The 12,505-nt window shown below is 32.6% G+C and carries 10 protein-coding genes; 2 read left to right on the plus strand and 8 right to left on the minus strand.

The features are described from left to right. The first annotated feature begins 55 nt into the window (after nucleotides 1-55). Nucleotides 56-823 carry an ABC transporter ATP-binding protein gene (locus tag CLCOS_RS08200; RefSeq protein ID WP_013239225.1) on the plus strand — a complete coding sequence of 256 codons (768 nt, stop codon included), beginning with the start codon at nucleotides 56-58 and terminating at the stop codon, nucleotides 821-823. Beyond that, nucleotides 810-2,771 carry an FtsX-like permease family protein gene (locus CLCOS_RS08205; protein ID WP_063601075.1) on the plus strand — a complete coding sequence of 654 codons (1,962 nt, stop codon included), beginning with the start codon at nucleotides 810-812 and terminating at the stop codon, nucleotides 2,769-2,771. Before CLCOS_RS08200 ends, CLCOS_RS08205 begins: the two co-directional genes overlap by 14 nt. A gap of 160 nt (nucleotides 2,772-2,931) precedes the next feature. Here the strand turns inward: CLCOS_RS08205 and pfkA are convergent, their stop codons facing one another. The 8 genes from pfkA to CLCOS_RS08245 all read right to left on the minus strand — a co-directional run bounded on the left by pfkA (nucleotide 2,932) and on the right by CLCOS_RS08245 (nucleotide 11,957). Continuing rightward, on the minus strand, nucleotides 2,932-3,882 hold the full coding sequence (pfkA, locus tag CLCOS_RS08210) for a 6-phosphofructokinase (protein ID WP_063601096.1): 951 nt from the start codon (nucleotides 3,880-3,882) through the stop codon (nucleotides 2,932-2,934). A 108-nt stretch (nucleotides 3,883-3,990) separates the two neighbouring features. After that, the gene (locus CLCOS_RS08215; RefSeq protein WP_063601074.1) at nucleotides 3,991-5,364 is read right to left on the minus strand and encodes an MFS transporter; all 1,374 of its coding nucleotides are present in this window, start codon (nucleotides 5,362-5,364) and stop codon (nucleotides 3,991-3,993) included. Between the two features lie 165 nt (nucleotides 5,365-5,529). Next, a complete protein-coding gene (locus tag CLCOS_RS08220; protein ID WP_063601095.1) occupies nucleotides 5,530-6,537 on the minus strand; it encodes a zinc-dependent alcohol dehydrogenase in 1,008 nt (335 codons plus the stop codon). A 217-nt stretch (nucleotides 6,538-6,754) separates the two neighbouring features. Beyond that, nucleotides 6,755-7,729 (minus strand): transketolase family protein, encoded by a 975-nt coding sequence (locus CLCOS_RS08225; protein WP_013239230.1) that lies wholly within the window; start codon nucleotides 7,727-7,729, stop codon nucleotides 6,755-6,757. Nucleotides 7,730-7,732: 3 nt separating this feature from the next. Further along, entirely contained in the window at nucleotides 7,733-8,599 is an 867-nt protein-coding gene (locus CLCOS_RS08230) for a transketolase (RefSeq protein ID WP_063601073.1), read from the minus strand. Nucleotides 8,600-8,637: 38 nt separating this feature from the next. Beyond that, nucleotides 8,638-9,681 (minus strand): zinc-dependent alcohol dehydrogenase, encoded by a 1,044-nt coding sequence (locus CLCOS_RS08235; RefSeq protein ID WP_013239232.1) that lies wholly within the window; start codon nucleotides 9,679-9,681, stop codon nucleotides 8,638-8,640. 19 nt (nucleotides 9,682-9,700) lie between these two features. Continuing rightward, nucleotides 9,701-10,486 carry an SDR family oxidoreductase gene (locus tag CLCOS_RS08240; protein ID WP_013239233.1) on the minus strand — a complete coding sequence of 262 codons (786 nt, stop codon included), beginning with the start codon at nucleotides 10,484-10,486 and terminating at the stop codon, nucleotides 9,701-9,703. A 19-nt stretch (nucleotides 10,487-10,505) separates the two neighbouring features. Continuing rightward, entirely contained in the window at nucleotides 10,506-11,957 is a 1,452-nt protein-coding gene (locus CLCOS_RS08245) for an MFS transporter (RefSeq protein WP_013239234.1), read from the minus strand. Nucleotides 11,958-12,505: the final 548 nt, after the last annotated feature.

Below are 12,505 nucleotides of genomic sequence, written 5' to 3' on the forward strand. Positions count from 1 at the left end.
AAGATATTTCTCATCTAAAAGAATGATAATATTATGAGATGAAAGGAATGATAACATGTCAGTATTAAAGGCTGAAAATATAAGTAAAATTTATGGTGATAAAAGAGGAAGCTTACAAGTAAAAGCCCTTGATAAATTTAATATTAGCATCGATGAAGGAGAATTTGTTGGAGTTATGGGCCCTTCTGGAAGTGGAAAGAGCACTCTTTTAAATATTCTTGCAACAATAGATACTCCAACTTCAGGAGAGCTTTTCATAAAAGGGGTTAATCCAGAAAAACTTGATGAAAAGAAAGCTGCACTATTTAGGAGAAAGGAACTTGGATTTATATTTCAAGATTTTAATTTACTAGATTCCCTATCAATAAAGGAAAATATAATACTTCCTTTAGTACTCAACAAAACAAATACTCATGAAATAGAAAAAAAAGTAGATGATATTGCTTCACTTTTAAATATAAAAAAGATTTTAGATAAAAGACCTTATGAAACTTCAGGTGGCCAGCAGCAAAGGGCCGCTTGTGCAAGAGCACTAATTCACAATCCATCTATAATACTTGCAGATGAACCCACTGGAAATCTTGATTCTAAAGCTTCTCAGGATGTTATGGAATCTTTGACTAACTTAAATAATGAAAGAAAAGCAACTATAATGATGGTTACTCATGATCCTTTTGCAGCTAGCTTTTGTAAAAGAATAATAATGATTAAGGATGGAAGATTCTTTTTAGAAATTGTAAAAGGAGGTAATCGCCAAGCTTTCTTCAAGGAAATCATGGATTCACTTACTTTAATAGGAGGTCACTATAATGACATTGCATAATATCGCTGTTAAAAACATAAAAGGAAATTTAAATAAATTTATAATGTACTATTTAAGTAATACCTTTGTAGTTATGGTATTTTTCATATTTGCAAATTTTCTTTTAAGTCCTAAGGCTTCTAGTTTAAAAAACATGGGGCAAGCCGGCGCAATTATGACAGAAACAGTTTATCTTTGTGAGTTTGTAATACTCATATTCACAGTTGTATTTACTAACTATTCTATATCAACTTTTTTAAAATCCAGAGAAAAAGAATTTGGGCTTTTATCAATGTTTGGACTGACAAGAAGCCAAGTAAGAAATTATGTTATGTTTGAAAACTTAATTGTTTCTTTATTTTCTATAAGTACAGGAATTATACTTGGTACTCTTTTTTCTAAATTATTTTTTATGTCAATTTCAGCTATTTTGATTTTAAATGCTGAAATTCCTCTTACAATATCAATTAAAGCAGTAATATTAACTTCAGTATGTTTTTTAATATTGTTTCAAATAACTTGTTTTAGATCAAGCTATAAAATAAAAAGCAATAACATAATAGAGCTTTTAAAAGGCTCACGGGTTGCAAAGCCAGTACCTAAATTTTCTAGTAAAAAAGCAATTTTATCTATAATATTAATTGGCTTTGGATATATTTTAGCAGTTTTTTCAGGTCAGGCTATTGTACTCACTATGTTCCCTATTTTAATTGTAGTAGTAACTGGCACCTATATGCTATACTCTCAATTCAGCATATATATTACAAGTAAACTTAAAAATAATAATAAAATCTTTTATAAAGGCATCAATATGATAACATTATCTCAAATAATATATAAACTTAGTGACAATACAAAAATACTATTTGCTGTTTCAATACTTTCAGCTGTAACCTTGACAGCTTCTGCAAGTGTATACTCATTTCAAAAAACTGTACAAAAACAAACTATAATAGACTACCCACAGGATATAAGTTTTATTGAAAATGGATTAAATACACACAATGTAATATCTCCTAAAGAAGTAGAAAAAATTTTTAAATCCTATGGAAATGAAATAAAATATAAAAATAAAATTATACTTATAAAAGCAACTAACAATGATTTATCTTCAAATAAGCACTCAAATTTTGAAGAACTGATCAATAAAAAAGATTTCTATATTATGTCCAATACTGATTACAACACTTTAGCAAATGAGCAAAAGAAATCAACTATTAAATTAAATAGTGGTGAAGTAATTGTTCACTATCATAATGTCATTGCAACTAAAGATACAGGATTATTTGCTGATAAAAATTATTTAAAATTAAATACCCAAAGCACTTCCATAAACTTAAGGCTTAAAAATGAAATAAATGGTGGAATAATTAATCAGGATAGCAAGAACTCCAATACCGCAGTAGTAAGTGATGATGACTTTAACAAGCTTAAAGCTGATATTAAGGATGATAATCTTCAAGTTTATTATGGTTATACTATAAAAAATGGACTTAAAGCAGTTAACTCAGTATCAAAGATAAAGAATGAAATTCCAAAGGAAATGAAAAGCAGCTTTTCTGAAAGAGTGTTAAGCTTTTCTAAAATGATGGAAGTTATGTCTACATTTTTCTTTATAGGAACCTTTATTTCAGTATTGTTCTTCATAGCAACCTGCAGCATAATATACTTTAAATTATTTAATGAAATTCAAAATGATAAGCATGAATTTACAGCTCTTAAAAAAATGGGAATGTCTGTAGATGAAATAAAGAAAATAGTAAGTACTCAATGCTTTATAATGTTCTTTCTACCTTTTGCAGTATCCTTTATTCATACTAGTTTTGCAATAAAGGCTTTAAGCAACATATTACAAACAAGCCTTAGCCTTTATTTAATGATCATAGTAGGAATTTATTTTCTACTTCAGACAATTTACTTTTGCTTTTCAAGGACTATGTACGTAAAACAAATAAATACATGGCAATAATTACATTACCACGTTTAAAAAAAGTAAGAAAATGCGATTACTTTCTTAAAGAATTTAGAGGCAGTACTTTCTCAATGTGCCTCTAATTTTTTTTTAAATGCATATCAGTTCTATGTGATACTTTATATTTAACTGCTATTTCTAAACTCATTATGGAAATCTATAGGAGCAACTTTAATAAATCATATTCCTTTTGTTTATCAGTATTTTTGCTATTTACCTTGCTGAAATCTACATCTATTATTTTGTTATCCTTAATTCCAACAGCCCTTCCTGCAAAACCTTTCATCAATAGTTCTACAGCTTTAACCCCCATTTTACTCGCTAATACTCTATCAAAAGCAGATGGATTTCCTCCTCTTTGTATAAATCCTAAAACAGTGTTCCTTATACTAATTTTTAGTCTTTTTTCTATATACTTTTGAAGTTCTTCTATATCATACATTCTTTCAGTTATTATTATCACGTTATCATTTTTTCCTTTGCTTATGTTTTTACTCAATTTATTACATATAGTATTAAAATCCAATTTTCTTTCAGGAGTAGATATTATTTCTCCTCCTCCAGCTAAAGCTGAATATAAAGCTAAATCACCACAATACCTTCCCATTACCTCTACAATAGTAGTTTTTTCATGTGAAGAATCTGTATCTCTTATTTTACCTATACATTCTAAAACCGTATTTAAGGTTGTATCAAACCCTATACAATAGTCTGTATAAGCCAAATCATTGTCTATAGTTCCTGGTAATGCTACAACTTTTACCCCTAATTTGTTAAGTTCTTCTGCCCCTTGAAAAGATCCATCTCCTCCAACTACAACCACACTATCTATTTCAAATTTTTTTAATGTCTCTAAAGCTTTTTTTCTTCCACCCTCATCCATAAATTCTAGGCATCTAGCCGTTTTTAGTATAGTTCCTCCTTTTTCTGCAATACCATCTATATCTAAATTATCTAATTTTATTATATCTTCTTCTATCAAGCCCTTATATCCATATTTTATGCCCAAAACTTCTATGCTATTATAATTTGCAGATTTTACTACTGCTCTAATAGCAGCATTCATTCCTGGAGCATCTCCTCCACTTGTTAAAATTCCTATTTTCATATATTTCACCTGCTTAATATAACTTTTAATAGCCTTGTGTATACTGCATATTACTACAAATTTTTTCAGTTTCAAAAACACTATGCCTCTTTCTTTTGAAGTAAGTTTTTATTGTGCCTTGTTTATCTCTTCAATCATGTGTATATGTGTTTTCTTATCTATAGTATAGAAATACAATATGATACCTGCTCCTAGTAACGCAATGCCACAAACTAAATTCATGCTAACATTTATCGCTGTCATAACCTTTATGCTCTGAACCTGATTTGCTGCATACCCTAAAGCTCCTAGTACCCAGCCAATAACTGCTGTACAGATTGCCATACCTAGTTTAAATGCAAAATTAATGTATGCAGATAAAAAACCAGCTGCATGTTGATGATACTTATATTGGGTATATTCTGTTGTATCTGGTACCATACCAAATAGAGAAGCGATACCAAGGCCTCCTCCAATACCTGTCAAAAAAGTAAGCCCATGATATAGATTAAGTCCCACGGCAGTGTGTACTGGTAAGTAGTTCATGATAATCATAAGAATACCAGAAAAGGTAAACCCAATCATTGGAAGTGTTCTCTTATTATTTACTTTAGCTACTAGATATGCTAATGAAAATGTTCCTATAACACGTCCTAAGAACATTAATCCAGAATTCAGCATAAATAATTTATCGTTGCCTACATAATATTTAAAATAGTACATTCTTACCGCGCCACCTGCTGCCTCATAAAAGCCCCAACATACAAATGAAACCACTAAAATCATTACAGGGGTATTGCCTTTTAACACCTTAATTACATCTTTCCAACTTACCTTTTCTACCTTTACCTCTACAACCTCTTTAGTTGTTTTAAAACAGAAGATATATAATGGTAATGCTATACATGAGAAAATGACTGCTGCCCAAAAAAATCCTTTTTCTTCATTTCCTCCGCCAACCCATTGAACCACACGTAGAACAAGCTGTGAGAGAAGCAATGTTGCAATAAATGCACCAGTCATACGATAACTAGAAAGACTAGATCGTGTATCTCCATCTCTGGTTAAAGTTGCTGGCATTGCAGAATAAGGAACATTTACACATGAATAGACAAGTACTAACATTAAGTAACACGCAAAACAATAAAATGCTCTTGTGTATGCAGATTGCGAAGGTAATACGGTAAAGCACATAATATTTAACAACAACATAGGGATACATGCAAATAGAATCCATGGTCTGTAGCAGCCCCATTTTGATTTAGTTCTATCAGCTATTGCACCTAAAATAGGATCAAACACCGCATCGCATAACTTAGAAACCAGCATAAAAGTACCGCAAAGTATAGCAGGTATAAGTGCAACATCTGTCCAAAAATACATCAAATAGGTAGAAACCAATGACCAACTAAAATTATTTGCAACGTCACCAGAAGCATACCCTATTTTTTTGAACTTAGAAAGCTTAATATTTTCGGAATTCACCTTATCAGTAACAGACATTTTGAAAATTCCTCCTTTTTTATAGAACTTTAGGCTTGATCATAACTGTTGCCCTTTTATTTTAGTTCTGGCATAGCTCAAAATCATTTGCTATGCCTTTATCAATTGTAGCTGCAAACGCATACCCATGTTCTATTGAAATACTTTTCTTCACATATTCCTGTATTATTTAGAGCAATCAAATAAAATTTTAGGATAAATTGATTTATTAAACAGTTCAAACCCTTTCACTGCATCACTCAGTGGCATTACCTTGCCAATAACCTTATCAAGCTGTAATCTTGGGATAAGATTGATGGTACGAGGCATAATTGAAGTTGTAGTAAATACTGTTTGAATCCTACCTTCCTTCATATATAGTTCATAGAGATTCAGTGGCATTTCATATTTAGGGGGAAATACTGCAAAGTAAACTACTGTACCACATTTGCCCATAATTTTTAGTGCTGGTTCTGCCGCTTTAGGAGAACCTGATGCCTCAAATACGTAATCAAAGCCATTACCATCTGTAATTTCCATTGCACGCTTTTCCATATTTTCATTGAATGGGTCAATCACATACTGTGCTCCCATGTTAAGTGCCATTTGACGTTTAGATTCTACAGGATCAATAGCAGTTACCTTTGCACCACCTGCAAGTAAAATCATATTTAAAAGAATAGAACCAATACCACCTACGCCTGAAATTGCAACCGTATCACCATGCTTTATTTGCGCTAAATCCATAGCGCGGACAGTACAATTTGCTGGTTCTACTAAACTATACCATTGTAAATCAGCATCATCTGGAATCTTGAAAACAGCACTGACATCAGTCACCACGTATTCTGCAAAAGCACCTGTGTCTTGAGAATTATGACAATATTGGGGCTGTCCTTTTTTGCAGGCTGGACACTTTCCACAACTTGTTACTGGAAAAAGAGAAACCTTATCACCAATTTTAAATCCAAACTTGTCAGCTCCTTCGCCTAACTCTTCAATGATACCAGATGCTTCATGACCAAGACGCATTGGCGGTTTTGCACCTAATACTCCCATAGTTACCATATGCACGTCTGTTGCACAAAGAGCAGCATATGCAATTTTCACCTTTACCTGATTCGCAGCTACTTTTGGAATTTCCACATTACGAACTTCTACCTTATTTTCATCTGCAAACCATACCTGTTTCATTTTTTCCAATTTCCTTCACCCCTTCTATTAACATTAGACTTTTAAAAAACTATTTAGTCCACTTTCCCATTTATACAAATCCTTTAAATTTCGATAATTTAGTCTCTATGCTGTATACATTTCAATGGAGACTATTTCTTAAAAGGCATAGTTCAAATTAATAGTATAACTTTTACACTAACCTTAATTTGAACTACGCTTCATATATATCGCTTTTTTACTTACCAGCAGCAAGCATCTTTTTCACTGTTTCAGCAATACTATGTGAATCTAGTCCATAATATTTGTAGATTTCAGTATCAGGACCAATAACACTGAACTCATCAGGTAACCCAATTCTCTTAAACTTGCAATTTATACCCGCTTCTGCTATAACCTCAGCTACTGCACCACCAAGACCACCATTAATGCTCTGATCTTCAACGGTTACAATAAAACCTGTTTCCCTTGCAGATTTTAAAACTATATCAACATCAAAAGGTTTAATAGTGTGCATATCTATAACTCTGGCATTTACACCTGTTTCTGCAAGCTCCTTTGCTGCCATAAGAGACCAATACACACTGTTACCTGTCCCAATTAAAGTCAAATCATTACCTTCCTTTACAGTAATAGCTTTACCAATTTTAAATTCATAATTATTATCTTTATATACATCTGGCTCAGCACCTCTTGCAATACGGATAATCATAGGTCCTTTATAAGTCATTGACTCCCTTACAACTTTCCTACACTGACCTGCATCTGCTGGAACACAGATTGTTAAATTTGGTATTGCTCTATAAAATGACAAATCAGCAATAACATTGTGGGTAGGACCTCCACCAGATGTAACTCCAGAGTGAGTTCCAATCAATCTTACAGGCACATCATTATAAGCAATATCTGTGTGTATCTGGTCTGCTGCCCTTAAAGGAAGAAATGGTCCAAATACTTGTGAAAACACAATTTTACCAGAAAGAGCTAATCCTGCAGATATACCAACCTGATTGGCTTCTGCAATACCAATATTAAAACAACGTTCAGGATATTTTTTTATAAACTTTCCTGTAGATGTGGAAGGTGCAACATTATCAGAATAAGTAAATGCAAATTCTAATCCTTCATCTGCCATTTTCATCAATTCGACCCCATAAGCTTCTCTTGCGGATGATAACATCTGATCAAAATCGAAAGTTGTTTCAACTGCCATAATTTATCTCACCTTCCTATTATTTTCTATTGATTTTAGTGCCTCGTCCAACTGCTCTTTGGCAATTCCTCCGCCGTGCCATACTGCATTATTTTCCATAAATGAAACGCCACAGCCTTTAGTAGTATTTGAAATAATACATATTGGCTTTCTTCTAGTTTCTGGATCTGCTGGTGGAAGAGACTTCAGGGCACTACAAACTTCATACATGTCATTACCTTGAATCTCTATAACATCCCACCCAAAAGCTCTTATTTTATCTCCTAAAGGATCAATATTCATTACATCTCTTGTGAAACCTGTCATCTGTAGACGATTTTTATCAACAATTGCTACAAGATTACCAAGTTTATAATGACCTGCTGCCATGAAGGCTTCCCAATTTGAACCTTCTTCAATTTCGCCATCTCCTATGATGCAGAAAGTTCTCCAGTAGGCCTTTGACATTCTAGCACCTAATGCTAAACCTGTAGCTATGGATAATCCATGACCCAGAGAACCTGTTGATACTTCAATGGCAGGAACATACTTTCTATTAGGGTGCATACCAAATTTAGCAGTATCTAAGGTTTCAAAATGTTCTATCATATATTCCATTGTATACATTCCTAAATCTGAAAATATAGTATACAATGTCTCACCACAATGGCCTTTACTTAAAATCAATCTATCTCTTTTTTCCCATTTAGGATTTTTAGGATCGTAGTTCATGTACTTGTAATAGAGAGCAACAGCCATATCAACAATGGATAATTCTCCTCCAAGATGACCCATACCTATTTCATAGATAAATGAGCATAACTTTTTTCGAATCTCTACTGCCTTATCTTCTAATTGTTTAACTTGTTCCATATCGACATTACAATACATAATAGGCATCTCCTTTTTTCATTTATTTACAAATGTTATTAAAAATCATTACATTTAATAAGTATTTTGGGATATTTTCCACTAATTTGAGCAGCAAAAGCTTCTTCTGCCTGATCAATAGTGAAAATTTTCTGTATAAAAGGTTTCAAATTCATTCTAGGCATAATTTGAGCAGCACGTGGATATGCATATGGAGCTACATTTATACTAGAAATAGTCAATTCCTTACTATACAATTTGTCATATAGATTCAGTGGCATATCATAATTTTTTGGAAACATTGCAATATAAAGAACAGTTCCCCCTTTTGCAGCTATTTCACTAGCTGCCGGTGCAGCATTAGGTGATCCCGAAGCCTCTATTACCAGGTCAAAACCCAATCCATTAGTTATTTTATTGGATTCTACACATACATCCTGCTCCAAAGGATTGATAACATAATCAGCACCAAATTCTTTGGCAAGTTCCTGTCTTTCCTTAATAGGTTCTATAAGTGTCAATGATGTAGCTCCAAACATTTTCATTGCTTGAAGTGACAATAATCCTATAGGTCCACCTCCTGAAATGGCAACTCTTTGACCAATCTTCATATTTGTTTTGTCTACAATTCTAACTGCAATTGACACAGGTTCTAACAAGCATGCTTCTTCTAAACTGACATCATCCGGAACTTTAAAAACCTGAGATTCATGCCACACTACATATTCGGACATACCAGGCTTATTATCCTGATATTCACAAAACTGCTCCTGACCATTTCGGCAATAATAACATGTACCACAAAATCTTAAAAAGTTTCCTGCAACCCTGTCCCCTACTTTTAATCCCTTTTTAGTAGCCTTTTTACCGATTTCCACAATAGTACCTGAAATCTCATGTCCTATTCCAAAGGGAGGTTCAAGACCAAAAATTCCTTCTACTAAATGTGGATCAGAACCACATATTGAACAGTAAGCAACCTTTATTTTAACATCCTCATCTCCCATTTCCTGCTCAGGCATATCTATAACCTGAACACGTCCCCTTTTATTAACATCAGGATCTTTTAAACTTCCTACCTTAACACAAGCAATAGTCTTCATAAATTAAAACCTCCTTATTTTATAATGTTGTCTGGAATCCACCATCAATACTTATATACCATCCATTAATATAATCTGATGCACTACTTGCTAAAAATACGGCAGTTCCCATTAGATCATTAAGTTCACCCCATCGACCACTTGGAATTCTATTTGTAATTTTATCGTAAAAATTTTTATCAGCACGTAACTCCTTGTTAACATCAGTTGCCAGGAAGCCAGGGCAAATTGCATTGGTTTGAATATTATACTTGCCAACCTCATTTGCAAATACTTTTGTTAAACCAAGAATAGCATGTTTACTTGCTGTATATGGTGGACATTTTTTATCCGCAGTAAAGGATAATGCTGAACCAATATTTATAATCTTACCGGAATTTTGTTTAACCATTTCTTTAACTACCCTGTGGCTGAGATAGTACACAGAGTTTAAATCAATATCAATAATCTTCTGCCATGCTGAATCTGGATACTCTAAAAATTCCGCAAACGTACTTCCACCTGCATTATTTACTAAAATGTCAATTTTACCATATTCTTTCAAGCAGGTATTGACAACCTGCTCAATATAATCCTTTTTCGTTAAATCTCCTTGCAAGAACTTAACCTTCTGACCAGTTTCCTCTATGAGGCTCTTAATTTCAGATACATCATCAGTAAAGTGAGGTATAAAAAGATCAGCACCTGCTTTTGCAAAAGCAACAGCATAAGCCATACCAAGACCTTGATTTGCACCTGTAACCACAGCTACTTTACCTTTAAGCGAAAATGCATTCATTGAAAAATCACTAAGCTTTTTTTCCATAATAACACCTTCCTAATATTTATAATTTTGTTGATTGGTCAGGGATTTCCTCTACTAACTCAACCAAACAATTTTCTTTATCATTTTTATGTCTTATATCTAGTTCTGCCATTATATCAGCTACTCTTTCTTCTGTTAAATTATAGAATACCATGAATATGATCAATGTAACTACACAGACAACAGCTGGCAAAATAGATGTCATAATTAAAATTCCATTCAAAGATTTTGCAGTTTGAGGTACATTAGGAATATATCCAACGTTAGCTAATATCAATGTAGGTATAACTCCCCCTACTGCTAATGAAACCTTTAATCCAAGAGTAATAAGTGAGTACACAACTGCGGCATGTCTTTTGCCAGTATTGTACTCAGCATACTCAACTGCATCCGGAATGATTGACCACAAACTGCCCATAAGTATACCATAGCCAAATGTAGCTACTGATTTAGCTATCATCATTGCTGCAATTTGTGAGACCGGAATGATATATAAAGCTGCTGATCCAATGGCACCTAAAATCAAACCAAGTGCAACAGTTTTTTTCTTTTTGATATGTCTAAAAAGCGAAGGCACAAAAGGAACTGCCACAACTGAAGGTAAAACATTCAACATAGAAAATAAAGCAACTAGATCTTTTCTATTTACGTTATAAGTCATATAATAAATTCCTGAAGCTGATTGTATAGACGAGAATGCATAAACACCAACAAATAGTAAAAACAATACGACACCTGGCTTATTATGTGTAATCTGATAAATAAATCCTTTAAAAGTAACTGGATCTAGATGAGATTTTACTCTGATACGTTCATGCAAAGTAGTATAACTATAAATCAAGATAGACGCACAAATAATAGAAAGTAAAATAATAGTCATCTGGTAACCTTTTGCTGCATTACCTCTGCCGAAAAATTGTGATAAAATAGGAATAAACAGTGCAACTACTACACCACCGGACTGAGCAAACATCATTCTTACGGAATTTAGCCTAGTCCTTTCCATAGGATCTGCTGTCATGACAGTTGTACAAGATACATATGGATTAATTATGAAAGTATATAATGTGAGCATCAAATTGTACGTGGCATACGCCCATATCAATTTGCCCGTATGTCCCAAATTAGGTACTGTAAAAGTCAAAATACCTGCAATGGCAAAGGGAATAGCTCCATAAATAAGATAACTTTTGTATTTACCATGCTTTGGATTCATTCTTTCTGCAATAATACCCATGGTAGGGTCCCATATAATATCCCATCCTCTAGAAATAAGAAACATAACAGAAACTTCTACAGCAGTTAATCCATAAACATCAGTATAGTAGAATGTGAGAAACATTAAAATTGACTGAAAAACTAAATTCATTCCACCGTCTACAAGTGAATATCCTACTACTTCTTTGGTCGGAAGTTTATAAAAACCAGGGTTATCACCACTTTTTTCATACAAATTTATCGTTTTTGCCACTATTTCGTCAACTCCTTTTCAAATTTATAATAGCTTACAATTTTTAAAATCCATAGTAAGTTCAATGATAGTAAACGATTGCAAAATGTACCTTCTAAATAAAATGGCATGGTTCAAAAGCTTAGCTCCTCCTTTTCATTTTATTCACCACTTCTTAGTTATTAATTTTATATTATTTAGTCTTAACTTAAGTGTGTTTTTTTTATGAAAACGTGTACTTTTCTATATTAATTTCATTATCTGTTATTCTTAAATATATTTTTTAAACATATAACTTTTTATATATTGGGGAAATAATATTTACAAATTGCTAATATATGTATACAATAAAATCATAGTTTAAAATTTATATACGAGTAATTAAGGTATCTTGGAGGTACTATGTAAATGTTTTCTAAAATTGTCTTATATGCAGAAGATAAAATTGCTAATATGATATGTAACTTCTACAGGACAACTAAAAGTGATTTTTATATTTCTTATATTGCTAACTCTTATAAAAATAGTATTGAAAAAGCAATAGAACTTAATGCTCAAGTTATAATTCT

Source organism: Clostridium coskatii (genome assembly GCF_001675205.1).
In the GTDB taxonomy this organism is placed as follows: domain Bacteria; phylum Bacillota; class Clostridia; order Clostridiales; family Clostridiaceae; genus Clostridium_B; species Clostridium_B ljungdahlii.

Excerpts from the sequence above, each read along its gene's own strand:
- CLCOS_RS08200 (WP_013239225.1), top strand. The coding sequence starts at position 56 with ATGTCAGTATTAAAGGCTGAAAATATAAGTAAAATTTATGGTGATAAA.
- CLCOS_RS08205 (WP_063601075.1), top strand. The coding sequence starts at position 810 with ATGACATTGCATAATATCGCTGTTAAAAACATAAAAGGAAATTTAAAT.
- CLCOS_RS08235 (WP_013239232.1), bottom strand. The coding sequence starts at position 9,681 with ATGAAGACTATTGCTTGTGTTAAGGTAGGAAGTTTAAAAGATCCTGAT.
- CLCOS_RS08230 (WP_063601073.1), bottom strand. The coding sequence starts at position 8,599 with ATGTATTGTAATGTCGATATGGAACAAGTTAAACAATTAGAAGATAAG.
- CLCOS_RS08220 (WP_063601095.1), bottom strand. The coding sequence starts at position 6,537 with ATGAAACAGGTATGGTTTGCAGATGAAAATAAGGTAGAAGTTCGTAAT.
- pfkA (WP_063601096.1), bottom strand. The coding sequence starts at position 3,882 with ATGAAAATAGGAATTTTAACAAGTGGAGGAGATGCTCCAGGAATGAAT.
- CLCOS_RS08240 (WP_013239233.1), bottom strand. The coding sequence starts at position 10,486 with ATGGAAAAAAAGCTTAGTGATTTTTCAATGAATGCATTTTCGCTTAAA.
- CLCOS_RS08225 (WP_013239230.1), bottom strand. The coding sequence starts at position 7,729 with ATGGCAGTTGAAACAACTTTCGATTTTGATCAGATGTTATCATCCGCA.
- CLCOS_RS08215 (WP_063601074.1), bottom strand. The coding sequence starts at position 5,364 with ATGTCTGTTACTGATAAGGTGAATTCCGAAAATATTAAGCTTTCTAAG.